Source organism: Paenibacillus sp. PastF-3 (assembly GCF_029893135.1).
GTDB classification, from domain to species: domain Bacteria; phylum Bacillota; class Bacilli; order Paenibacillales; family Paenibacillaceae; genus Paenibacillus_AQ; species Paenibacillus_AQ nitricinens.
The window spans coordinates 51,556-77,795 of sequence record NZ_JARXWM010000002.1 but is presented as its reverse complement, the minus strand read 5'-3'; the positions used below and the strand labels follow the sequence as shown (position 1 = coordinate 77,795).

The following is a 26,240-nucleotide window of genomic DNA, read 5'->3' as shown; positions in this document are numbered from 1 at the left end:
GATTCTTAACCATTCTTAAAGCTTTCAATAAACTTAGAAGCTAGTGATGATAAGTATTTATCCTTGATCCAGACGGCGGCGACCCGCGTGCGTAGTGATTCACTACTGATTTCTTTATAGATCAAATTCCGATTACTCGTTAATTCGAAAGCGGATTTGGGAATGATTCCGATGCCAAGACCAGCGTTTGCCCAGAGCAGTGTTGTTCGCGCATCATCATTCATACAGAAAATCAGCGGATCAAAACCATTCTCAAGACAGGTTTCCCGGATAAGCTGCTCAAAACGGCGGTAGATAATGAGCGGCTTATCTTTTAATTCACCGATCTCAACGAAGTTTTCATCTGTTTTCCAGTCATACTCTGGCGTCATTACGGCAATCATAGGCTCAGCCTGTGTGTAAAGACATTCTAAATTTGTAGCATTAAAGGGTGTCCTAACAATCCCGACTTCGACAATACCTTTACTCAAGAGGTCAATGATTCTAAAGGTATTTCCTTCATGAATCTCAAACTTCACACCTTGATACGTTTTGTGGAACTCACATAGCCGATCTTGAAGCAACGTAGCTCCAGAGGAAGAAACTGTACCAATGGCTAGGGTTCCTTTTAAACCTTTGACAAAATCAGTGAGCTCACGGGCAGTGGAATCTGCCAGCTCCAGAATTTGTTGGGCACGGTCCCGCAAAATGGCTCCAGCTTCAGTGAGCTGCACGCTGCGTGGACCTCGTTCCACTAGCTTTACACCGAGTTCTTCCTCCAGGAGTTTTAGCTGCTGGCTCAGCGGAGGCTGGGCCATTTGCAGCTTTCTGGCCGCGGATGTAATCTGTCCTTCCTCAGCTATCGCCATAAAATATTTAAGTTGTCTAATATCCATAAAAGAATCCTCCGAACTTGAGATATGTTAATCGTATGGGAGCGATACGAATCCAATATTATTAATATATGAGTAGATATGCCATAATCATAACTGTTCTTATACATATTTCAAGTGGTTAAATACTTCTTAGGTTGGGTGTGGATGAATTTGTTCAAAATTGCAGTATATTTAAAGCCGTACAAAAAAGAAGCGATCATCGGTCCAATCTTCAAACTGATGGAAGCGATTCTGGAGCTGATTTTGCCTACCATTGTCGCATTGATCATCAACAACGGGGTTGGTAATCATGACAGCGCCTATGTTTACCGCATGGGTGGCCTAATGGTTCTGATGTCACTGCTTGGTTTCGGTTGCTCCATGGTGTGCCAATACTATGCAGCACGAGCATCTCAGGGATTCGGCACGACACTTCGTAATAAACTGTTCAAACATATTACATCTTTATCGTACGCTGAGCTGGATACGTTCGGCACGCCTACGCTAATTAACCGGATTACCAATGACGTAAACCAGCTGCAGATTGCAGTCGCTATGCTGATTCGCCTGGTTATTCGTGCGCCGTTTATCTGTATCGGGGCAATCATAATGTCCATGATTTTGGATTTCAGATTATCGCTGATTTTAATAGCGGCAACGCCGATTTTTGGTATTATTTTGTATTTTATCATCACTCGAAGTGCGCCTTTGTATCGAAAATACCAGCAGAAGCTGGATGCCCTTGCGCTCGTTCTTAGTGAGAATTTGTCGGGGATTCGAGTCATTCGTGCTTTTGCAAAGAGACGTACGGAAAAAGAACGTTTTGATGCTTCATCTGAGGATTTAACCACTACAGCGATCCGGGTCTCGCGGATTTCCGCTTTACTTGGACCTATGACGACACTTGTAGTAAACGCGGCGATCATAGCTATTTTATGGGTAGGTGGAATTCACATTGATGGAGGGCGATTGTCTCAAGGTGAGATCATTGCCTTTATCAATTACGTCACTCAAATCTTACTGGCGCTTATTGTGGTCTCCAACTTGGTCATTATTTTTACAAAAGCCTCATCCTCTGCCAATCGTGTGAATGAAGTGCTGAGTGTCAAAGCATCCGTGTCCGAGGAAGGGAATGTCGTGATGACTGAACCTGAACCTGATTATACCGCTCCTGCCATATCATTCGATCATGTATCGTTTGGTTATAATACAACAGGAGAATTGGCATTAGAGGATATTTCGGTAGTCATTAACCGCGGAGAAACTGTGGGGCTGATTGGCAGTACGGGTTCTGGTAAATCTACTTTTGTGAACTTGATTCCACGTTTTTATGATGCAGTGCAAGGTGAAGTTAAAGTGGATGGAGTGAATGTCAGAGAGTATAAGCTGCATCAGCTTCGTGAGAAAATAGGGATTGTGCCGCAAAAAGCAGTGTTATTTACTGGAACAATCGCTGAGAATATTCGTTGGGGGAAGGAAAACGCAAACGAGGAAGAAATCATGCAAGCAGCCTCTGTTGCTCAGGCGGAAGAGTTTATTCGTAAATTGCCTGAAGGATTGAATACGCAGGTATCACGTGGTGGACTTAATTTATCCGGGGGGCAAAAGCAGCGCTTAACCATAGCTCGTGCAGTGGTGGGTAAGCCGTCGATTCTTATCCTGGATGACTCCTCCAGTGCGCTGGATTTCGCTACTGATGCGGCTCTACGTAAAGCGCTCAAAGAGAGCAGTCAGCAAATGACCCTACTAGTTGTCTCGCAGAGGGTGAGCACTGTAAGGCAAGCGGATAAAATCATGGTATTTGAGGAAGGGCGGATTGCCGGCGTCGGAACCCATGAGGAACTGATGCGTGGTTGCGAAGTGTACAAAGAAATCTGCCTGTCCCAGCTATCGAGTGAGGAGTCGGGCCAATGAACAAAAACAACATTTGGAAGAGACTAATTGTATATACAGGACATTATAGAAAAATAGCTATTGGGGCGGTTATATGCGCATTACTTAGTGTGATTGCTAGTTTAATCGGACCACTTCTTATCGGTAAAGCCATTGATTTTATGATCGGACCGGGAGAAGTGGATTTTGACGCCGTACTTAGACTGCTTTTGATTCTGGCAGCGGTATATATTGTCGGCAGTTTTTTTGGATGGCTCCTTACCTATCTGACAAATCGAATCGCCTACCGGACTGTATATGACTTACGGCGGGAGCTTTTTGATAAATTAAATGTGTTGCCTTTAAAATTTCACGACAACCACCCGCAAGGCGACAGTATCAGCCGTTTTGTTAATGATATGGATGCTGTCTCTGATGGACTGCTGCAAGGCTTCTCCACGCTGCTTACAGGGATCATCACCATTGTTGGGGCAATTGTGCTTATGATGTACATCAGTCCTCTGATGACCTTAGTAGTTCTTTTGTCAGCCCCCGCTACCTTTTTTGTGGCCAGATTTATTACGATACGATCTCAAAAGATGTTTAAAGAGCAGGCCAAGATTCTCGGTGGTCTCAATGGCTATGTGGAGGAAATGATCGGCGGGCAAAAAGTAGTCACGGCTTATCATTATGAAGAACGTGCAATGTCTCAGTTTGAAGATCAAAACGAGACGTTATACCAGACCGGTGTGAAGTCACAATTTTATGGCTCCTTATCTAATCCGACGACGCGGCTAGTAAATAACGTTACGTTCTCAGTCATAGCTATGATCGGTAGTGTTATGGTAATTCAGGGTCATTTCACGGTAGGGGATCTATCCAGTTTCTTGATCTTCTCCAACTTGTTCGCTAAGCCTTTTAATGAAATAACTGGTGTGATTACACAGCTTCAATCGGCAACTGCCTCTGCACAGCGGATCTTCGCCATTCTCGATCTAACGCCAGAACCTGCTGATTCTAAGGACGCCAAAATCATGAGCACAAGTCAAGGAACCATTACCTTCGAAAAAGTATCCTTTTCTTATCATCCAGAACGTCCCTTGATTAACGATTTCAGTCTAGAAGTAAAGCCCGGTACCCGAGTTGCGATTGTAGGTCAGACTGGAGCGGGGAAGACAACGCTGGTAAACCTGCTCATGCGTTTCTACGATGTGGACCGTGGGTCCATCAAGATAGATGGTGTGGATATTAAGACAATTACCCGTGACAGCCTGCGACGTAATTTTGGGATGGTGCTGCAGGATACTTGGCTCTTTGGGGGCACGATCAGAGATAATATTGCTTATGGAAAACCTGGGGCTACAGAGGAAGAAGTCATCGCTGCTGCTAAAGCGGCTAATGCGCATAGCTTTATTAAACGTCTGCCTGAAGGGTATGATACGAAGGTCAGTGGCTCAGGGGATAATCTCTCCCAAGGACAGAAGCAGCTGCTTACCATTGCACGAGTAATGCTTGTAGATCCGCCTATGCTTATTTTAGATGAGGCTACAAGCAGTATTGATACATTGACTGAGGTACGAATTCAGAAAGCTTTTCTGACTATGATCGCTGGTCGGACCAGCTTTGTGATTGCCCACCGATTGTCAACGATTCGGGAGTCGGATCTCATTCTTTTCATGAAGGATGGAGATATTGTGGAGAGTGGTACGCATGAGGGGCTCCTAGCCAGCGGCGGATATTACGCACGATTATATAATAGTCAGTTCGCGACAGCGTAGACTTTATGATTAAAAGAAGCATTCGGACCCCAATTTTGGGTGCGGATGCTTTTTTGTTGTTAGTAACACGGTATATACTGTTCTAAAATGAAACCGGAGATGGTTCCCTTCGTATCCTTAAATATGCAAATATTAGGGAGGGAATTCATTACAATGTCAATGTTTAAACGAATGCTCGCGAGCGCCGGAATTGGAGCGGCTAAGGTAGATCTCATACTCCATCAAGATTTCGTGAACGCAGGTGATACGATCAGTGGTACCGTCCAAATTCAAGGCGGGCGAGTGGATCAGGAGGTCGATGACGTCTACGCATTCGTTAAGACGCGTTATTTGAAAGAGCTGAATGATAAGAAGATGGAAGTGGAAGCGACGATATCCAAATTCCTGTTAGCAAGTAAATTCAAAGTAGATGCTGAGCAGGTCTATGAATTTCCCGTCTCATTCCAGCTTCCGGCGATAACGCCAGTGACATTAGGTAGATCGCCGGTTTGGATTCAAACCGGACTTGATATTAAAGAGGCAATTGATCCGAAGGATCAGGATTATCTTCAAGTAGGCCCTCATCCATATTGTGCTATTATTTTGGATGCGATGAATCAGCTCGGGTTCCGTATTCGTGAAGTGAATTGTGAATATTCACCGCGCTATGGCAGGATCAATGGCTTAGATTTTGTTCAAGAATTTGAATTCGTTCCCCCCTCACAGTTCCGGAACCAACTAGACGAATTAGAAATCATTTTCTTTCCAAATGAGGATGGCATTGAATTACTTCTGCAGATTGATCGCAAGGCACGTGGTTTAGCTGGGTTGTTCGCCGATGCGCTTGATACAGATGAGAGTTTTATGAAAATACGCTTCGATCACAATCAACTTGCTTACGGAGTTGACTATGTAGCTGATCAACTGCTCGCAACGATCCATAAGTACGTATAAACGAATGGAATAGGATTATATAAGAGAGGGGAGAACCCCTCTTTTTCGTTTTTTATAAAGAAAAATTTATTTATATGAAGGTATGAACTAAATGGACAAGATAAACGTACTATAGTAAAACTATCCTAACAACGTATGAAACGGTAGGCATTGATTACATGATGAAAGTTACTAATACGTACATGAACGGAAAGGGAGTGCTCAAATGCTGACAATAAAACATTTTACCAAGAGCTACAAGGGTGGTAAGAAGGCAGTAAATGACTTGAATTTAGTGGTTGAGAAAGGCGATATTTATGGCTTTATTGGTCATAACGGTGCGGGGAAAACAACGACAATTCGGGCAGTGGTAGGTGTTCTTGATTTTGAGGAGGGGGACATCGAAATTGGTGGATATTCTATCAAAAAAGATCCTTTAGCCTGCAAAGCGATTACTGCGTATATTCCAGATAATCCAGATCTATACGATCATCTGACAGGCATTCAATACTTGAATTTTATTGGTGATCTTTTTAGTGTATCGAAAGCAGATCGGGAGTTGTTGATTAAGAAATATGGTGATGAATTTGAAATTACATCTCATTTGGGGGATTTAATCTCCTCGTATTCTCATGGAATGAAACAGAAGCTCGCGATCATCTCAGCACTAATACATAAACCGAAGTTATTAGTGCTGGATGAGCCCTTTGTGGGACTTGATCCAAAAGCGGCACACACGCTAAAAAAAACCATGACGGAGATTTGCAGTCAGGGCAGTGCGATCTTTTTTTCGACGCATGTACTGGATGTGGCCGAGAAGCTTTGCAATAAGATTGCCATTATTAAAGCGGGTGAGTTGATCACCCACGGCAAGACAGAAGAGGTGAAGGGTGACAGTAGCCTTGAAGATGTATTTTTGGAGTTGATTAAGCATGATTAATATCTGGAGATTGACGAAGATTCAGCTGATTTCTTCCTTTGGGTTAAATAAGGCCTTGCATACACATGATGTGAAAAAAAGACGCAAAATGCTTTGGCTGAGCATCGGGATCCTAATTGGAGTTGTCATGATGGCTCTGGTTTCATTTGGTTATAGCTATATGATAGCAGAGACCCTTGAACAGATTGGCCGGCCAGAGCTGCTGCTTGCGATAATGATGGCAGTTACTTGCTTAATCGGATTTTTTACAACGATTTATAAGGCAAGTGGTGTATTATTCGGCTCCAAAGACTACGATCTCGTAATGTCGCTGCCAATCAAAACGAGTCATATTGTAGCAAGTCGGGTGGCTCAGCTTTATGTGTTAAACCTATTCTTCTCTTTGATGGTGATGGTACCTGCAGGCATTGTTTATGCAATAAAGCTGAATCCCGGCGTTCTATATTATTTGTATTTTTTGATTACGCTGTTATTTATTCCATTAGTGCCGATCATTGCTGCAACGATTATAGGTGCTCTGATCAGCTGGGTTTCCTCAAGATTTAAAGGAAGTCGTATAATAACTCTCATCCTAACTTTTGTTGTAATTATTGCTTTAATTGTTGGTTCAGGTCAAATAAATGGTAATAATCCACAATTACTTGCGGATATGAGCGCTCAAATCGCTGATCAAATATACAATTTGTATCCTTTGACGCTTATGTATGTAAATGCGGTTTGCTCGTTTCAAATGGATTCCTTAGTACTGTTTATTGCGATTTCGCTGATTTCTTTTATGCTGTTTACCATGGTACTTGGCAGTAAATATAAAGCGATACACACAGGTCTTACGACTTCTTTTTCAAACAATAAATATCAAATGAAATCACTTACAGTATCCTCACCGCTTTACACATTGTATAAAAAAGAGCTGCGTCGCTATTTTAGTTCTTCTATATATGTACTCAACACGAGTATAGGAATGGTTATGTTACTTGTATTGGCGATCGCTTTACTGTTCGTTAGTGCAGAGCAACTAGGACAACTCGTTGAGATACCAGAGCTTTCAAATTATCTGAATCGGCTGGCTCCACTGTTTGTTTCCGTTTTTGTAACTTTAAGCTGTACGACATCCAGTTCCATATCGCTCGAAGGTAATAATATTTGGATTTTAAAAAGCGCACCTGTGCCGACATTAACGATATTGCTAAGTAAAATCGCAGTGAATCTTACGATTACCGTGCCGATTGTAGTTGTCAGTAGTGTGCTCCTCATGATATCTCTAGGTACCGGATGGATGGAAAGCTTGTTATTACTGGTTATTCCCGTCTTATATGCTTGCCTTACTGCAATGATAGGTGTGCTCGTTAACTTGAAGTTACCTAAACTGGAGTGGACAAATGAAGTATCGGTAGTCAAACAAAGCGCATCCGTCTTAGTGGCGTTATTGATAGGGTTTATAAGCTTACTGATTCCTTTCGGTTTGAGTCTTCTTCTAGCCGATCTGAATAGTAATCTCGTTTTGTTAGGTCTTGGAATGTTGATATTAGTGGTGTGTGGAGCGATGTATCGATATATTAAGTCAAAAGGGGAGCTTTTATTTCGGGCTCTTTAAAGAGTAAGGGCATTCCAAAAGCCGGAATTGGCTACTGGGATGCCCTTACTGCATTTCTTGCTACGCATTGGCCAACTGTTCTATACCCCGCACTAATATTTTCAGACCTGTGTGAAACATCTTGTCAGAGCCTATTTCATTGAAGATATTGTTCTCGTACATCCGCTTTATAACATTAGGACCCTCTCCGTTTAAGCGCTCAAGGGATTGTTTAAATACCTCTCTAGCATCCCCGAGGACTCCATTTTTCATGGCTACGTCAATTCGATCCTGTTCATACTTGTCCAATTCGAAAGAGATCACATAGTTTAACACGCTTGAGATTATAGAGAACTTATCACTGTCGGTTAAAGGCAGCGGCTCCACAATCTGTAGCAACGTATTCAGCAAAGCTAGATAGTCTGGTTCCGAAGGTAATGTTCTCATCAAGAGCTGAGCGGAACAAGGATATTTATGTAAAACACCTCGAATTTGGTCCGCAAAATGAAACAATTGATCATTCCATTCCCCTTCGAGAGAGGCAGATTGTAGGGTTTCTTTTGCTACTTCATTGGCAAGTGTCTGAAAAATACTCTGTTTGCTCTTAAAATGCCAATAAAGTGATGCAGCTTGTATATTTAGTAGTTCTGCTAATTTCCTCATACTGAAAGCCTCTATACCGACATTATCTAACAGCTCCCAAGAAGCTTTAATTATATCTTGTTCGGTGATTTGTAGATTTTTGATTCTCATCGAAATGACCTCCTGTTCCTATCTTCCTTTATCTTAATCCATCTACGAGGGTTGGTCTACCAGCGTTAGATTAATATGCGTCACATTTGAACAGTTGAAGCGATCAGATGATAATCTTACACCGTTAGATATTTCTGTTTACAGTCTATTATTCCGGTGCTATATTAATCTTACAGTGTTAGTTAAAAGGCGGGGCGGATTAGTGAGGAAGTTCCTGATAGAAATTTTGTTGAAAAAATCTAAGAGGATGTGTATAGAACATGATGAATCCAGAAGTGAAAATATCCCAGCCAGTCACAAAAGAATTCTCCATAAAGGCAATACTCCCAGTAATTCTGGCACTAATAACAGGGATGTTATTAGTTATGCTCGACAGTACTATTATGAACGTAGCTATTCCACAACTTGAAAAAACCTTTGCAACCAGCTTAAAGACCATTCAGTGGGCGATTACTGGTTATACCCTAGCGTTATCTGTAGTTATCCCATTAGCCGGTTGGTTTTCGGATAAATTTACGGCTAAAAGAGTCTTTTTAGCTTCAATTGTATTGTTTACAATGGGTTCCGTATTATGCTCACTGGCAAAGTCACCGACAGAGCTGATTATTTTTCGCGTAATACAGGGGTTAGGAGGAGGGATGATTGCTCCAATCGGCATGGCAATGTCTTTCAAAATTGCACCTCCTGATAAAAGAGGGTCTATTATGGGCTTGCTCGGACTACCGATGTTGATTGCGCCTGTGCTGGGCCCTGTACTGTCAGGATGGCTGTTGGAATACGCAAGCTGGCACTGGATTTTCCTTATTAATGTTCCGATTGGTGTTATTGCGATGATCGTTGGCATTAAGTTTCTTCCGGTTACAGAGAAAGGGAAAAAGGTCAATCTGGATATTTGGGGTGTGATTTTATCTCCGCTAGCGTTCTCTAGCTTGGTGTTCGGGGTTCACAGAGGGGGAGTAGACGGATGGGGTGACAAATATACGCTTATTACTCTTATGTTCGCCATCATTACGCTTACTCTGTTTATTTTTGTGGAGCTGCGCCAAAGAGAACCGTTATTGGAGCTTCGTTCTTTCCGTTCGTTTGAATTTAGTAAAGGTATGATTCTGACCTGGATTAATCAATTCGCCTTATTTGGCTCGATTCTGTTAATCCCTCTATTTTTGCAACTGGTCAGAGGTTTTTCTTCTTTCGAATCTGGATTGATGGTCATTCCCCAAGCGATAATATCCTTTGTCGGCATGATCATCGGTGGAAAATTATTCGATAAATACGGCGCTCGCCTTCCTGTATTCTCTGGTCTTGTGCTGTTATCAACCGGACTCTTTCTTTTAACACGCTTGCAAAATGATACAAATGTATATGTTATGATCAGCTATCTCGCCATTATGGGATTAGGTCAAGGATTATCTACTATGCAGCTCGGTACACATGTACTTAAGGCAGCCCCAAAAGATTTGATTAGCCGTGTAACCCCACTCACAGCATCCGCTCAACAAATTATTGGTTCCTTTGCCGTTGCAATAATGTCTGGATTATTGACATCCAATATTGCTTCTCATAAGAGTCAAACGAATATAGGTGCTGTTGATGTTCAAGCGATGGTCGCAGGATTTCATGATACGTTTCTAATTTCAATGGCTTTGGCACTTTGTGGTATGGTAATCAGTCTTTTCCTTCGTAAACAGAAAAACTGATCTTTTCACACGCTACCAATATTTTAGCAATGTTTATAGCATCTATCCTTGGTATAATTCGAAGATTGATAACCAAGGGGGAATCTCTAGCCCGTGAAAAGAATATTAGCTAGACTTGCTATAACGACACTTGCTTTTGTGCTCGTAGCTGGAGTATTTATTCAACATATATCGGCTGATGATGAGGCACCTTTTAAGGATATAGATACTAGTTATGCTAAAAATGAAATCATAGAATTGTATCACCGCAACATATTAACCGGCACAACGGCGACAAGCTTTTCACCTACTCAATCAATTACTAGAGCGGAATTCATCACGGTTCTAGACCGTCTGCTACAGCTAAGTCCCACAGTTAGTCCAGTCTCTCCATATACCGACGTAGCGAAGAGCGCTTGGTATTACGGCTGGATACAGGCAGCTGTTCAGCTTGAGCTGGCTAACGGAACTTCGGCAACTACTTTCGCGCCAGCAAAAGCAGTTACCAGGCAGGAAGCGGCTGTATGGATGGCCAAAGCTTTAAAGCAAACAAACCATACTTCTGCTCTAACTTCGTTCAATGATCGAAATGAAATTGCTAGCTGGGCAAGATCAGCTGTTGCTACTGTAAATGATCTGGGTTTAATGAAGGGGGATAATCGCAAGAATTTCCGGCCCTCTGATCCTATTACTAGACAGGAAACGGCCGTCCTCATGGACCGAGTGCTGCAAAATGAGAGTTGGGCAGCAGAACTTGAAGATGAGCCCGAGGATCGCATCGTTATAGGCTGGCAATATGGGCAGACGACGGCACAATACGAAAATACGGTTCTGAAATCCAACGTTAACACCTTATCACCACGGTGGTATTATGTAGGAAGTACAGGCGCAGTAACGGATTCAACGGATGCTTCGCTGATCACATGGGCAAAGAAGAATAATAAGAAAATATGGGCGATGGTAGGCAATCGATCGGATCAAGAAGCGACCCATCAAATGTTGTCGAGTGCAGCCACAAGGAATACGGCAGTAAATCAATTAGTAGCTTTAGTGAGCAAATATAGATTAGATGGACTAAACATTGATTTTGAAAATGTAGCCCCTGACGATCGTGAGTATTTGACCTCGTTCATTACATTATTAGCTGAGAAAATGCATGCTCTTAACGCGACGCTGTCGATAGACGTCTCTCCCGATCTTGGAACAGATTGGACAGATGCTTTTGACTACGCTGCACTAGGTAAGCAAGTGAACTATATGGTGATGATGGGTTATGACGAACATTATGACGGGAGTAAACTTCCAGGGCCCAATGCTTCTATTCCTTTTGATCAACATGCAGTGGATACTGTACTAAAGGACGTACCCAGCCATAAGGTTATATTGGCACTGCCTTTATATAATCGTGACTGGACATTGAATCCGAATGGTACGGTTTCATCTTCAAAGTATATCTCGCTTCCGGAGCAAAATCAGATTATTAGTAGCTATGGAATGAAACCCGTATGGAATGAGACTTTAGGACAATATGTGGCCAACTATTCGAAGCAGTCCATAAAGCACACGATCTGGATTGAGGATGGCCGTTCATTCATAGCAAAATACGACTTAAGCGTTAAGAACAATCTAGCCGGAATTGCTTATTGGTATATAGGTGGAGAAAGCGCAGATATATGGTCTAGCGTAAGTAATGCAGTGAAATTTTACGATTATACGTTTTAAAAAGAAAGACTGGATGCATATAGCTATCTTGCTAGGGCATTCAGTCTTTGTATTTGGTTATCACAGCACCACGACCGCGTGTTAGAGTGAAAGCTCGGCACCCAACAGATACACTTTAAATCTGTGTTTTAGTCATTATAAAATCTATTTGTTCTTCATTACCCATATAGAAAGAGTGAGTCCCTGTTTGAACGAAGTTCATTTTTTCATAGAATTTAATTGCATTCTCATTTTTTTCCCAAACGCCTAACCAAACCTTTTCTTTATTCTGATCTTTTGCTATGTCTAAAGCCTTATTTATCAGGTATTTACCTAGTCCACGTTTATGAAATTTCCCCCTGATATAAATCCTCTCGATTTCAAGCGAATCATTACCCATTTGTTCTGATTGGGCATCATTAAAGTTTAGCTTTAAATACCCTGCAACTTCCTTATTCAAAAAAATAAAATAGAATTCTGAACAATTATTTAATAATTCTTTTTCTAATTGTTTTAAATTAAAAGCATGATCTAAGTAAGCTTTCATAATTGCAGGTGAGTTTTGATTCTGAAATGTATCGTTAAATGTTTCAACACTAATTTCTTGAAGTAACTCTAAATCTTCAAACGTACACCTTTTTATATTTATGGTCATTTTTATTTGTCCTCCGTTTACTAAGTCAATAATCAATACTCTCTTTTGTTTCCTTTTTTGACTAACTCCCAGTCTTTTTCTACATTTTTTCTGACTCTCTGAAGCAAGATAAATATATGTTCTACTTCACTCTCAGAGAATCCAGATAATGCGACCTTATTGGAATGATCGTTTTCCCTTTTTATGTAAGGGTACAAAGTCTCCCCTTTGTCTGTAGGAAATAGTTTTTTTATTTTTTTATTTTGATTGTCTTCTTTCTTTTCAATAAATCCATTCATTTCTAATTTCTTAATTGCACGTGAAGCTGTTGTTCGATCTACTTTTATCATCTCAGCTAACTTTTCTTGAATTATTCCTGGGTTTTCACATATTCGAACAAGGTACAAATATTGCCCTTTTGTAAGGTCATGTTCTGCAAATTCTATATTGCTTATTGAATCTAATGCCCTAGCTATCATTCCAATTTCACGTAGGATTTCCTTCATAAATAACTCCTTAAGGCGTATTTTGTTGTAAATGCAATAAATAATATGTATTAACTTATCTCATTTTTGTTGCATTTGCAATAAAAAAAATAAAATCATTGTGAGTAAAGTGAAGCATGACTTCTATAGTATTAGAAATATATAAAACTAGCCCATGGTATTTCACTATTTGGTATTACCGCGTAAATGGTAGTCCCCTCGTTATTGAATGGTTTTCCAGCTACATCAGCAAACAACTCGTTCTGGCCAAAGTCTGCATTTCGTATTTCATTAATTAAGGTGAGTTTTGTGAAACAATGTTCCCATAGGTTATAGCATAGGGAGGAGTGCCTCCGGTAGTACTCCAGCGCGGAGCAGGATGTCAAAGTCCAGCTGTGCCTTGATGATCCTCATTCTTAAATCTCTCCTGAAAAAGAAAATGCCCCCTCGAATAGGGGGCTTGTTGTTACGTCACGAAAATGATAAATGTCCTACATTTTGATTGACCATCTACTTATTAAATACAAGGGGATTAGAAGTGGACCGAAGGGTGATTATCGCGAATTTGATTGCGCACATTTCAGGGGCTGCACGTTATTAGTTTGATGCCGCATATTTCGCTGCTTCATTAAACGGGTATAGGAATGGCCTTACAACTTGCCCTTAGAGAAAGTGCGGAGAAGCGAACCATAAGTGACGGCGAAATTTGCGAGTCACGATACCGGCTCAAGAAGGCCGTCTACAGAAGACCAATTTAAGTTGCCAATGGTATGTCTTTAAGCTCTTATCCTTTTAGTGAGCCGGAAGTGATGCCGTTAATGATATATTTTTGCATGAAAATATAGAACAGGATGAGTGGAGCGACCGCTAAGAGCATCATCGGAAAAAAATTCGTCCAGTCGGTCGAGAATTGCCCAATATTGCGGAATACTTCTAGGAGTAATACGCCCTTTGAACGGGATTGCAAGAACAACAACGGCGTCATGAAATCATTCCACACACCAAGCGTATTCAAAATCGCTACAGTGGCAATTACCGGCATAAGCAGCGGGAACACAATCTGCAAGAATGTTCTCCAAACCCCACAGCCGTCTACCCTTGCCGCTTCTTCCAGTTCAAATGGAACGGCAGAGCCGATAAAGCTTTTAATTAAAAAGATAGAGAACGGGAGGTTGTAACAAATTTCAATAAGTATAACACCCGTGTGAGAATTCATAAGCCCGAGCTGGGCTACCTGTTTATAAAGTGCCAAGATCCCCATTTGATACGGTACCATCATCCCAACCATGAATAAAAGGAACACGATCCGATTGAAATGGCTCGTGCGTCGTACCAAGCTGTATGCAGCCATCGCGGAAAACATAACAATACCCGAAACCGAGGAAATCGTAATGATAAGATTGTTTCCTAACACATGAATGTAGTTCATTGCCTTAAAAGCGCGAACGTAGTTGACGAACGTGATGTTAACTGGAAGACCCATTGGATGAGAGACCGCATCAGCCGGGGTCTTAAAAGTCGTAATGATCAAATAGTAAATAGGGATCAAAAAAATTGCACCTAAGACGAGCAAGAGAATTTCCGTGACGGCAGTTCCTTTTGTATATCGGTTCATGATTACCGCCGCTCCCACATTTTGATTAGAGTAAAGTGAATAAAGGTGATGAAGCCAACGAGGATAACGAAGACGATACCGAATGCGGCTCCGTAACTATAGAAACCTTCACTGAGCCCTTTCTTGATCATGAGTGATACGATTGTTTCCGTTGAATACCCTGGGCCACCGCCAGTCAAGGCATAAACAATATCAAATACCTTCATGCCGTTTATCATCCCCATAACCGTATTGAAAGTGATCGCTGGAAGCAGTAGAGGTAGCGTGATATAGCGGAACATTTGCAGCCCGCTCGCTCTGTCGATCTTCGCCGCTTCATAATAATCTGTGGAGATGCTCTGCAAGTTGGCCAAATAAATAACCATCGTGTAACCAACCCACTGCCATACGGAGGCGATGATGACCGAATAGAGTGCAAGATGCGGGTCTCCGAGAAAATTGATGCGTTCAAAGCCAAGAGCAACTACAAGTTGATTAATCAAGCCGAAGTCGGAGGGTGAGTACATAAAATTCCAAAGAAAACCGATAACTAATACGCTGAACACCGTAGGAAGGAAGAAAGCAGCCCGCAGCAGATTTTTTGTTTTTAATCTTTTATTGAGAAAGACCGCTAATGGAATGGCTAGCAAATTCTGTCCGAGCATAGCGAGTACTGCATAGATTAAAGTATTTTTAATACCTGTCAAATAGATTGAATCTTTAAATAGAGCGATATAATTGTCTATACCAACAAATTTCACAACAACTGGATGCACATCCGACCAATTTGTAAAGCTGTATAAAGCAGTTTTTATCGTCGGAAATATGAAAAAGGTACAATAAATAAGTAAGGCAGGAAGCAGAAGCAGAACATAATTGATTTCTCGTTTAAAAAAGTTTGGTTTGTTCATGCGCAACAACCTTTAGCTTATAGGATGTACAAGGGGCAAAGCGCTTTGCCCCTTGTAATTTATACGACCTATTTAGATTTCTCCAGTAGTTCAACTGCTTTCTTGTCTACCGCTTCTAACACTTGGCGGGGCGTTTTAGTACCTGCTATGATTTCTTGAATACCTTTTCCTAAATCTGAGAAAGCAGGACCAGCAACGCCCCAATTATTAACAGGGTACATGACATTACCCGCCTTGAAAGCTTCTTGAGCACCGTTGTACTCTGCCGGCATTTCAAAAGTAACCCCTTTCAAAAAAGAGGAACCTCCTTTATTATCAACCCAGTAAGCATTCTGACCCTCTGGTGTGGATAACAGGTCAAGCACCTTGTATACTGCATCCTTGACTTTGGACTTCGCATTCAAACCAAATGATACCCCAGGACCACCGACCATCCAACCCGGGCCGCCTTTTGTACCCAGGTTCGGGAACATATCAATCTTCATGTCAGGTGCCTTTTGCTTAAAAGTTTCCATATACCAAGGTCCTGCTTGGAACATCGCCGCCTTGCCGCTTGTAAATTCGTCAATCGCTTGTTCTTCTTCAAGTCCAAGCATATCCTTGGTGAAGACACCGTGTTTCAAGTATTCGGTCCATGTCGTCAAAGCAGGCTCCAGCGCATCGACCATTTTTGAGTTTCCTTTACCAAAATCATCGTTCCATTGTTTTCCTTCTGCTGTGCCGATAAAATCATTGAGGGCCAAACCAAGGAAGGACTGGCCTGCTACGTTAGGATTCTTTAGACCAATCGCTTGGGGTTTAATTCCATTTTTCTTCAGCACGTCTGCTACTTGGAAGTACTCATCAAGTGTTGTTGGTATTTTCAGGTCATATTTGGCAAATAGATCAACATTATAGTAAACCCCGTTAAACCAACTAGCTTGCGGCAACCCGTACAGTTTATTATCAAATGTTGCGGTGGACGTACCGGTTTCATAATACTTGCTGGCATAACGTTCTGTTAAATCTTCGAAATACCCTGTCTTGACGGTATTTGCGTCGATTACTCCACCAATAATGTCAGGACCTTCGCCTGCTGCTAGCTGTGTCTTGATGACATCTACGTAAGTCTTGTTATCGATGAACTGATACTCCACATCTATATCGGGAAGTTTATCTTTGAATAATTGCAGAAGTGCCTTTACACTGTCTTCTTTGTTCCAATACGATAATCTGACCTTTACTTTCTTTACCGCTTCTGGAGCCTTTGATTCTTCCAGTGTCTTTGTATTATTTGGTGTTGCGCTTTCCTTAGCGCTACTGTTGTTCGTACTGTTCGAACTGCAGCCTGTAAATAGAATTGACAAGGTGAGTAAAGCGGTAGTGGGAACTAACCACGTTCTCTTCATCCAAAGACCTCCCAAATTTAGAAAATAAGTTTTTCGGTATAGATTTCATTGTAATGTAAATGCCATTTCCATCGAAATAACAGATTTTTTCGAAATCTAACAGAATCCATCTGACAATAGAAACCAAATCATGTGGTTAATGTAACATGGTATGAATTGGAATGCCTAGTGTGCTATGCTTTGGTTTGTAGTAAGGATCCTCTGGATGCGAGTAAATACCGCCCGATGAACGGATAGGAGGAAAATATGTATCATATTCTAGTAGTCGATGATCAACAAGCTGAAATCGATGCGATTGAATGGCTTATTCAGAAGTATGCTCTACCTTTTTCTGTTGCTCAGGCCAACGATGGGGAAGTAGCGCTGGAATATATAAGGGGCCATCATGTAGATCTGTTATTCACGGATATTCGCATGCCTTTCATGGACGGTCTAGAGTTAATCAAGCAGGCAAAGATAGTCATTCCGGACCTTAAGGTGCTTATTTACAGTGCTTACGGGGAATTTGAATATGCACAAAAAGCGATTCAACTTGGAACGGTTAGTTATATTTTGAAGCCGATCGATGTGAAGGAATTCCTCAAAGTATTCCAATCCATAATCTCTATACTAGATGACGAACGACTTCAGAGAGAGAAGGACGAGTTGCTGATCAAGGGCTTTCATAAAGGAGTGGCGTATGAGAAAGAAAAGCTCCTGTTTGATCTCATTCAAGGTCGTGAGAGTGACGTCCATTACGAGGAACGGGCAGCTTTTGCTGGCCTAAATCATCTGGACAATAAGCGGATGTATTTAATTATGATTGGATTGCAAAGTCACTTTTTTGATCAACATCATACAGAAGCGTTTGAATTTCTTCAATCGACTAGTAAACATGAGATTCTTTTATTACATATCAATGAATACCAAAGCATCCTGCTCGTCGTTATTGATCCCGCTTCAAAGAACAGTGCTAACGGGCAAGAGCTTATAAATTATGGAGAAAAGGTTAAAGAATGGCTGGAGACTAGCTTTGATCGGCGATGTTTAATTATTGTCGGTAGTCCGGTAGATAAGCTAGAGGGGCTTCATGACGAGTTCACCCAAATGGAAGAGTTAATGAATTTTCGGTTTTTTATGGATAGAAGTGTCGTTTGTTCCAAAGATGCCGAAAGCATTCATGACCAGATAGACGACGAATCGTTAGAGCTTATGCTTAAGGAGATTTATACTTCCATTGCACGAAATGAATATCGTACACTCGAGCATCAAATAGAGTATCTCATTGCGGGTATGAGAAATAGTAAGCGCTTTAGTTCTATGTATGCCAAACTTTTATTTACAGAAATATTGAAAAAAGTAGTAGAGCTTCAAGGCAAAAAAAGCAGCAGTTTACTAAAGGAAGGTTTGGAGCGAATCGCACTTTGCAATTCAATTGCTGAGTTGAGGCAAGTCATTTTATCCGTTTTTCAGGAGCATTTGCTGCAAATTAAAACGAATACAGATGATCAAAGCCGCAAAGTAATAGAAGATGTACAGATACTCATCCAGATGGAGTACGGAAATGATATTGGGGTTGACTATTTAGCGAATCGCGTCTTTTTATCGCCAAGTTATTTAAGTTTCCTCTTTAAAAAAAGTACAGGTCAAAGCCTAATCAAATATATTACAGCTGTACGTATGGAGCGAGCGAAGGAGCTACTGCGAGATTCAACGATTAAAGTTGTTGATATTGCCAGTACAGTTGGATTTGCGAATACTTCCTATTTTAATTTAATGTTTAAGCAGCATAACGGCCTGACTCCTATTCAATATCGGGAGGGTGACGGAAGAAGATGAGTCTGCTCAAATTTATTCGTAATATCCGCCTGCGTCAGAAATTATTGCTTTCATATGTGATTGTTATCTTCCTGCCAACGATTGTACTGGGCTTGTATGCCTATCAAAGTTCCAAAGCTTCATTGAAAAGCCAGGTTCAGCAAAGCGCGGATAACGAGGCGAGGAAGCTGGCGTTAGAAATTAGTTACCGTCTTCAGAGACAGGATGTATCCATGAAATCGATTGTATTTCACCCTGCGCTTCTTGATTTGATGAGTAATCCAGATCAGGATTTGTACGCTCAATTTAAGACGTTGAATGATAAAATTGAACCTATTTTTTTTAATTTAATGTATATGGTTGGGGATATGACTGAGATTATGTTGTATTCTGAGAATCGGCAATCCGAATTAGGAAACTTCATTACGCCTTCTTCAGCAGTTAAGGATAAGGATTGGTATGAAGCGACAAAGAGCAGCGAGTCAACGAAGTGGTGGTTCGAGGATGGAGAATTGTTTGCCACTCGAGTGATTCGCGATATCGATCTTCAAATCGTGAGCGCTGAACTTTACGTCCGGTTTGATTACAATAAAATCTTCGGTGATTTCATTGGCAAGATGAATGAAGGTAGGGGCATCATTATTACCGATCAAAAGAATCAGCCGGTGTTAACAGAGCATGCCCCGCAGATGGATGATGTTCAGCTTCAATCCCTTTCAAGGAGTGGTACTTCAAAAGCAAGCTTAGGTGGCGAATCCTACCTTGTTATAAACAAAGATATTCCGCAAACCGATTGGGTCCTGCATTATTTGGTTTCCGATGATCAATACAATACAGGCATTCGCAATATTTTAAGCGCCACGGGTATCATTGTACTCATCTGTATGGTTTTCCTCAGTATCATAATCTTCTTGTTCTCAGAGACGCTGTTAAGAGGAATCGAGAAATTAAATACCAAAATGAAGATGGTGGAAGATGGTGATCTTACGGTTGTTGTATCCACGAATTCCAAAGATGAAATCGGGCAGCTTACTGATCGTTTCGGTTCTATGCTTAAACAAATTAATCAACTCATTTCGGAAGTATATCAAACAAAAGTCACGCAAAAGTCAGCTGAACTCAAAGCGCTGCAAGCTCAGATCAATCCCCACTTTCTATATAATTCTTTATCTTTAATTAATTCCAAAGCGCTGCGAATCGATGCTCAAGAAATTAGTGACTTGGTAAATAACCTTTCTAGTTATTACAGAACGACTTTAAATAAAGGGAAGCAGATTATTGCGATTCAAGATGAATGGACCAACGTTCAAGCATACATACATATTCAATTAGCTATGCACAATTCAAGATTTGACGTAGAATTTGATGCCGACGACAAGGTATTTCAATTTGAAATGATTCATTTAATTTTACAGCCGATTGTTGAAAATGCGATTATGCATGGCATCGATCTGAAGCGGGAGGGGCGAGGTAAACTCATCCTGCGGGCAAGTCTCGACGGTGAGGATATTGTTTTTGTCGTGGAGGATAATGGTGTCGGAATGGAACCGTATATGATCGCGCGTATTGTTGAACAAGAAAGTTCCGGCTATGGCATTAAGAATGTGCAAGAAAGATTACAGCTCTTATTTGGATCTGAGTACGGGATCAATATTCATAGTCAACCTGGAATTAGCACTTCCGTTATCGTACGCATACCGCAGTATCGTCACATAAGAGAAGAAGATTCATGATCGCAGAAACGCCTTTGGCGTCCTTATTAGGACGCCAAAGGCGTTTCTTCTTATTTACAATCGAAATCTGTTAGATTTCAAAAAATACTCTTATTTAGCAAGAATTCAATTGAGATTATAATGCATAATGTGAGCGCTTTAATTGTGTTCTAACATTAATTAAAGTATGAAAGGATGGTTGATCTATGTTCAAACGGGCAATGTATACAATGATCTGTTTCATGATTCTAGTAAGTACATTTTTCCAGGGCAATGCGCCTAGTGTCCATGCTGACAGCAGCAACCTGGATGTGTGGGTGGTTAATGCATTGAAGTCCTTATATAGGACCAGCACGATCCCTGCAAATCCTGACAACAGCATTGATCTTGTTTCAGCCAAAAACGAATACGAAAGTGAGCAAATTGCTGTAAGAGGTGCAAGCGATTTTAAGATTACAGGAATTGAATTTTCCGATCTTGTATCTCCTGGAAATACGATCTCAAACAGCAACTTAAGCTATCATTTTGAAGAATACGTGCTTGAGGATACCGTGCAGCCCAATCAATATCGACCGGATTTAGTAGGCACGCAAATCTACCCCTTATCGGAGATTCCCGACCCTCTTTCGAACGATACCTCTATAAATGTGGCGGCAAATTCAACTCAGCCCATCTTAATAACGAATTATGTCCCTGCCGATGCTGTTCCGGGCCTCTATTCCGGTATAGTTACGATGAAAACGACGTTGGGCGATTATCAAGTACCTATTAACGTTGAAGTTGCTAACGCTGCAATCCCTCCAACCTCTGAGGCTAATTTCGTTAATTATCAATGGTCGATGACGAATGGTTTTATGATTGGAGGTAATCCACCTGAGATTGTAGATGATCCTTTAACTCAGTCTAGTTATGACGTTGGCGAGAACTATTATGGAGTGGATACGTATAGCGATGAGTGGTTTGACCTTATGGATAATTTCGCCAAAACTATGACCGACTATCGCCAGAACATGATTTGGGTTCGTACAGACTTATTATTAAACGAAAAGGGTACCAAGATGGTGTCTTTTAAAGACGGGATACCGGAGAATATCGATTGGTCATTGTTCGATAGATATGTTCAAACCTTTATGGATAGAGGAATTACTCATTTTGCGAACATTCACTTGATCCATGCGTTAGAACAAATGCCACAAAATGAGAGACCAAACAATAATAATCCCGAAGATCCGTGGAAAACGTCCATACCCGAATTCGATTCACTACCTGTTACAGATGCTTATCTTACGAACTACTTGACGGCATTGCACGATCATTTAGAGGAAAAGGGTTGGCTTAATGGTTTCACTTGGTATCAGCATACTAAGGACGAACCCAATGGTGCTAGCATTACAAACTATATGACGTATATCGCTAGAAAAATAAAAGAGATCGTTCCGGATTTCAAGACATTGGACGCTGATGCGGCCGGTACGCTAATGAACGAAACCATCAAACCTTATGTGGATGTTTGGGTCCCATTAACACCGGTTTTCGAGGACAAGAAAAGTCTCTATAAAGCGGAGCAGGCGGCAGGTAAAGACTTATGGGTGTATACTTGCGATGCGAATCCGGCTCCGTGGTTGAACAGATTCTGGACGCAGCCCATATTGACTGGCAGGCTGTTATTCTGGAATCTTAGTCAAGAAGGTGTACAAGGACACTTACATTGGGGATGGAACGTATGGTATGTCCCTCATTATGGAGATTCTACGATCGTATATCCGGACAAGGAACATATGACGGTTAAGAGCTCACTGCGTTACGAGGCCCAAAGAGACGGACTTGAGGAATACGAACTGATGCACCAACTCAAGCAAACCAATCCTGGGCTTGCAAAACGTATAGTAGATAGCGCTGTTAACCCATCTGATCCGAGAAAATATACCCTGGATAATGAATATATCAGCAAGCTTCATGATTATCTGGTTAAAGCGGCGGCCGGAGAAACATTGGGTGAAATTCCTGTGCCAACTAGTCCCTACGATGGGCAGGATGTACCTATGACTTACATGACCGATAACGCGACCGGTGAGATCACTTTTGATGGTGAATGGTTTGCAAAAAGCCGGAAATACGCTTATATGGGCGGCGTTCAAGGCACGTTAAAAGCGGATGATGAATTGACCTATACTTTTACAGGGGCTGGTATCGATCTTATCGCGGAGAAAAATGAAGGCTCTGGTAAAATTTCCGTATCCATCGACGATTCCGCGCCAGTGATTATAGACCTATATGAAAAAGTTCAACTCGATTCGATATCGGTATACAGCAATCATAACTTGTCAGCAGGCAAGCATACGATCAAGGTAGTGAATCTGGAGAACAAAAACCTATTCGTTGACGGCTTCAGAGTAAGCATGTATGAAGGACAGGAGCTCTATGACGGAACGCTGCAAAGTTTGGACCTGACTAACGCGCCTTCGGTTCTTTTTAATAAAAACAATATTAATTACCAGGCCATTATTCCGAACGATGTAGACGTGATCACGATTACGCCAACGCTTGCGGATGCAAATGGCACCCTAGATATCAACGGGAAACGTTACGGCAGCGGTGAGAGGCTTACATTCAACATCCCTACAGGCAAAAGTAAGATCCTTATTCGCTCTACCGCAAGTGATGGGGAAACCACGAGACTTTATACGTTGAACTTTCTCAAAGGCAATGTAAATCAACCGACCACCAATATTGCGAGAAGTTATTCAGCTATTACAGCAACAGCTGCCAGGGAAGACAGTACCGGCTATGGTGTTTCAAATATGGTTGACGGCAGTTACGGTTCCATGTTTGCGAGTATTAGCGGGTATACGAGCATCGTACCGTTCCCGCATGAGATCAATCTTACTTGGAATCAACAGAAGACCTTTAATACGATTGTCATGGCTACGCCATCAGGGTTATTACAGGGGATAACGGATATTGATGTTGAGGCTACTTCAGAAGGAACGAATTGGACCACCATTGCAAAGAGGGTACCGATTCAATGGCATAGCAGCACAGACGACAACAAGATGGAATACACGTATGCTAATATCCCTACAGTTAATGACGCGCTGAAGCTGAGGATACGGGTCAATGACGCCAACAATACGTATTGGGGAATATATGCTTTATATGAACTTGAGCTTTATAATCTTCCAGATAACGGAGAGATTAACCCTATAGCAGACGGAACGCTGAGTAATTTAATAATCCCTAATGTTCCTTCTTTTAAGTTTGACAATAGCACGACGACCTACCCTGTAATGATACCTAATGATGTAAGCACCATCACGATTACGCCAACGCTTTCGGACGGAGCGGGTACCTTGCAGGTCAACGGAAAGACTGTCGCCAATAACACAGCGCAGACTTTTGACATTCCATTCGGAAAAAGTGTGATTCATATCAGGTCTACCGCAAGCGACGGGACGACTACAAAGCTCTACACGTTGAATTTTCTCAAAGGAAATGAGGATGGGCTAGGTACCAATATTGCCAGAAGTTATTCTGAGATTACAGCAACGGCAGAACGTGAAGGCGAGGACTATAGTGCCAAGAAAATGGTTGACGGTATTATGTATACCATGTTCGCAAGTTCGCGTGGCTACAATAACGAACATCCGTTTCCGCATGAGATTAATCTTACTTGGGAACAACCGCAAACCTTTAACACCGTCGTCATGGCTACGACATCTGGATTAATTCAGGGTATTTCCAATATCGATGTTCAGGCTTCTACAGACGGAATAAACTTTGAAACCATAGCAAGTGGGGTTCCGATCCAATGGAATAGTAACGAAGACGACGGGGTTATGGAGCACACCTTTGCTAATATTCCTGAAGTACGAGATGCACTTAAGCTGAGAATACAGATCAATGATGCGAACTATACGACATGGGGCATGTATGCTATGTATGAGCTTGAGCTCTATAATCTCGTTGAGAACGGAGAAATTGGCGAGAACAGTAACACGATCACGGCGAGTGCGGGGGAAAATGGAACGATCAGTCCGAACGGCGCCGTTGTAGTCAATGAAGGTGAAGATCAAGCCTTTACATTCAATCCGAACAATGGATACGAAGTCGACGAGGTTCTGTTAGACGGCACCGCTGTGACGGTGACCGGAAGCGTGTATACGGTTACTAACATAACCGCCGACCATACGATCAATGTTACGTTTAAGCTAAAGGAGACAGGTGGCGAGAACAGTAATACGATCACGGCGAGTGCCGGGGAAAACGGAACGATCAGTCCGAACGGCGCCGTTGTAGTCAACGAAGGTGAAGATCAAACCTTTACATTTAATCCGGACAATGGATACGAAGTCGACAAGGTGTTGTTAGACGGAACCGCTGTGACGGTGACAGAAAACGTGTATACGGTTGCTAACATAACTGCCGACCATACGATCAATGTTACATTTAAGCAAAAGGAGACAGGTGGCGAAAGCAGTACCCCTCCGACGAGTGGTGGAAACAGTAGTGTCCCATCTACCAGTGGTACAGTCAATGGAAATACCGATGCTCATATCCTTGTAGTGAAAACGGAAGATCTTACTTCTACAGCCTCCAACGGAGTCGTGACAATCGCAGCCAAGGATAAAGAGAAAATTGTACTTCCTGCCAATGCAGCTGAACTGCTCGGACATCATCAATTAGTCATTCAAGCGGGTCCATTTACGTTGGAAGTACCCGCTGAATTACTTAAACAGTTGACGGATAAATTGTCCGAAGAAGATAAACGAAACAGTACGATAGAGTTAATCATGACTCACTTATCTGAATCCGATGCTGATAACCTCCTAGCGATAAGGCAGTCTTCCATGCATGCAATAATTAAGATTTCCGGCAATGTGATTAATTTTAGCTTATCGATTGTCGGAAAAGATGGTAAAGTGACAAGCTTGAACAGCTTCGATAAACCGATGACGATTCGATTCAAAACGGATCCTTCTTTAAATCCTAAACGGTCTGGCATTTACTATTTGGCTGACAACGGTACGTTGGAATATGTGCGAAGCACGTTTATTAACGGAGAATGGGTGGCCGATATTCACCATTTCAGTAAATATGCAATGCTCGAATTCAAGAAATTATTTACCGATGTTAAGTCCACTCACTGGGCGGCTGATGCGATCGAACAGCTAGCGGCGAAGCAATTTATTGAAGGTACTAGTGCGGCAATGTTCGAGCCAGAGCGTTCTATCACACGGGCCGAATTTACGGCGATGCTTGTCAAAGCGTTGAACCTGACATCGGAAGGCGAATCGAAATTCACGGATGTATCGAAGGGTGCCTGGTACGAGGGAGCTGTTTCCATGGCGGTCAAAGCAGGCATTATTAAAGGAATTAGCACAACGTCTTTCAATCCCGATGCTAGAATCAAACGCGAAGAAATGGTCACTATGATGATGCGGGCGTATGTTATCTTGAAAGACGTCAAGTTGAACGGAAAAACGGCTTCTTCCTTTACTGACGAATCCGCTGTGGCAGCCTGGGCGCTTGAATCAGTAAGAGCGGCGGCGGCCCTTCATTTCATTAACGGCCGGGAAGCAAATAAATTTGTTCCGAGCGGGATCACTTCCCGTGCTGAAGCAGCGGCTTTGCTCAATAGAGCTATACAGTAGCCGGGTAAA

At 41.9% G+C, this 26,240-nt stretch carries 17 protein-coding genes; 10 read left to right on the top strand and 7 right to left on the bottom strand.

What is annotated here, in order from left to right; genetic code table 11:
* Window positions 1-5: 5 nt before the first annotated feature.
* A complete protein-coding gene (locus M2444_RS04280) occupies window positions 6-875 on the bottom strand; it encodes a LysR family transcriptional regulator (protein WP_094870262.1) in 870 nt (289 codons plus the stop codon).
* Window positions 876-1,025: 150 nt separating this feature from the next.
* Here M2444_RS04280 and M2444_RS04275 point away from each other — a divergent pair, with 150 nt between their 5' ends.
* The 5 genes from M2444_RS04275 (at window position 1,026) to M2444_RS04255 (ending at window position 7,950) form a co-directional block, all read left to right on the top strand.
* A complete protein-coding gene (locus M2444_RS04275) occupies window positions 1,026-2,768 on the top strand; it encodes an ABC transporter ATP-binding protein (protein ID WP_094870302.1) in 1,743 nt (580 codons plus the stop codon).
* Window positions 2,765-4,504: an ABC transporter ATP-binding protein gene (locus M2444_RS04270; RefSeq protein WP_280786392.1), complete on the top strand. Its 1,740-nt coding sequence runs from the start codon at window positions 2,765-2,767 to the stop codon at window positions 4,502-4,504. Before M2444_RS04275 ends, M2444_RS04270 begins: the two co-directional genes overlap by 4 nt.
* Before the next feature lie 153 nt (window positions 4,505-4,657).
* Window positions 4,658-5,437, top strand: coding sequence for a sporulation protein (locus tag M2444_RS04265; RefSeq protein ID WP_280786391.1), 780 nt, complete (start codon window positions 4,658-4,660; stop codon window positions 5,435-5,437).
* Between the two features lie 205 nt (window positions 5,438-5,642).
* On the top strand, window positions 5,643-6,356 hold the full coding sequence (locus M2444_RS04260; RefSeq protein ID WP_094870259.1) for an ABC transporter ATP-binding protein: 714 nt from the start codon (window positions 5,643-5,645) through the stop codon (window positions 6,354-6,356).
* On the top strand, window positions 6,349-7,950 hold the full coding sequence (locus M2444_RS04255) for an ABC transporter permease (protein ID WP_094870258.1): 1,602 nt from the start codon (window positions 6,349-6,351) through the stop codon (window positions 7,948-7,950). Before M2444_RS04260 ends, M2444_RS04255 begins: the two co-directional genes overlap by 8 nt.
* Before the next feature lie 60 nt (window positions 7,951-8,010).
* On the opposite strand, the gene M2444_RS04250 is transcribed toward M2444_RS04255, so the two are convergent.
* A complete protein-coding gene (locus tag M2444_RS04250) occupies window positions 8,011-8,682 on the bottom strand; it encodes a TetR/AcrR family transcriptional regulator (RefSeq protein ID WP_094870257.1) in 672 nt (223 codons plus the stop codon).
* Window positions 8,683-8,942: 260 nt separating this feature from the next.
* Between M2444_RS04250 and M2444_RS04245 the strand changes: the two genes are divergently transcribed.
* Both M2444_RS04245 and M2444_RS04240 read left to right on the top strand, forming a co-directional pair.
* Window positions 8,943-10,379 (top strand): MDR family MFS transporter, encoded by a 1,437-nt coding sequence (locus M2444_RS04245; protein WP_280786390.1) that lies wholly within the window; start codon window positions 8,943-8,945, stop codon window positions 10,377-10,379.
* 93 nt (window positions 10,380-10,472) lie between these two features.
* Window positions 10,473-12,080 carry an S-layer homology domain-containing protein gene (locus M2444_RS04240; RefSeq protein WP_280786389.1) on the top strand — a complete coding sequence of 536 codons (1,608 nt, stop codon included), beginning with the start codon at window positions 10,473-10,475 and terminating at the stop codon, window positions 12,078-12,080.
* 115 nt (window positions 12,081-12,195) lie between these two features.
* Here M2444_RS04240 and paiA read toward each other — a convergent pair whose 3' ends face one another.
* The 5 genes from paiA to M2444_RS04215 form a co-directional block, all read right to left on the bottom strand.
* Window positions 12,196-12,714, bottom strand: coding sequence for a spermidine/spermine N(1)-acetyltransferase (paiA, locus tag M2444_RS04235; RefSeq protein WP_280786388.1), 519 nt, complete (start codon window positions 12,712-12,714; stop codon window positions 12,196-12,198).
* Window positions 12,715-12,746: 32 nt separating this feature from the next.
* A complete protein-coding gene (locus M2444_RS04230) occupies window positions 12,747-13,199 on the bottom strand; it encodes a MarR family winged helix-turn-helix transcriptional regulator (protein ID WP_280786387.1) in 453 nt (150 codons plus the stop codon).
* 763 nt (window positions 13,200-13,962) lie between these two features.
* Window positions 13,963-14,793 carry a carbohydrate ABC transporter permease gene (locus M2444_RS04225; protein ID WP_094870251.1) on the bottom strand — a complete coding sequence of 277 codons (831 nt, stop codon included), beginning with the start codon at window positions 14,791-14,793 and terminating at the stop codon, window positions 13,963-13,965.
* A gap of 2 nt (window positions 14,794-14,795) precedes the next feature.
* Window positions 14,796-15,683 carry a carbohydrate ABC transporter permease gene (locus tag M2444_RS04220; protein WP_280786386.1) on the bottom strand — a complete coding sequence of 296 codons (888 nt, stop codon included), beginning with the start codon at window positions 15,681-15,683 and terminating at the stop codon, window positions 14,796-14,798.
* A gap of 68 nt (window positions 15,684-15,751) precedes the next feature.
* Complete coding sequence (locus tag M2444_RS04215) at window positions 15,752-17,071, bottom strand: ABC transporter substrate-binding protein (RefSeq protein WP_280786385.1); 1,320 nt, start codon at window positions 17,069-17,071, stop codon at window positions 15,752-15,754.
* 246 nt (window positions 17,072-17,317) lie between these two features.
* On the opposite strand from M2444_RS04215, the gene M2444_RS04210 reads away from it, so the two are divergent.
* From M2444_RS04210 to M2444_RS04200, 3 genes are all read left to right on the top strand, one after another.
* Window positions 17,318-18,889 (top strand): response regulator transcription factor, encoded by a 1,572-nt coding sequence (locus tag M2444_RS04210; RefSeq protein WP_280786384.1) that lies wholly within the window; start codon window positions 17,318-17,320, stop codon window positions 18,887-18,889.
* Complete coding sequence (locus M2444_RS04205; protein WP_280786383.1) at window positions 18,886-20,601, top strand: cache domain-containing sensor histidine kinase; 1,716 nt, start codon at window positions 18,886-18,888, stop codon at window positions 20,599-20,601. The genes M2444_RS04210 and M2444_RS04205 overlap by 4 nt, the downstream gene beginning before the upstream one ends.
* Before the next feature lie 185 nt (window positions 20,602-20,786).
* The gene (locus M2444_RS04200; protein ID WP_280786382.1) at window positions 20,787-26,231 is read left to right on the top strand and encodes a glycoside hydrolase domain-containing protein; all 5,445 of its coding nucleotides are present in this window, start codon (window positions 20,787-20,789) and stop codon (window positions 26,229-26,231) included.
* Window positions 26,232-26,240: the final 9 nt, after the last annotated feature.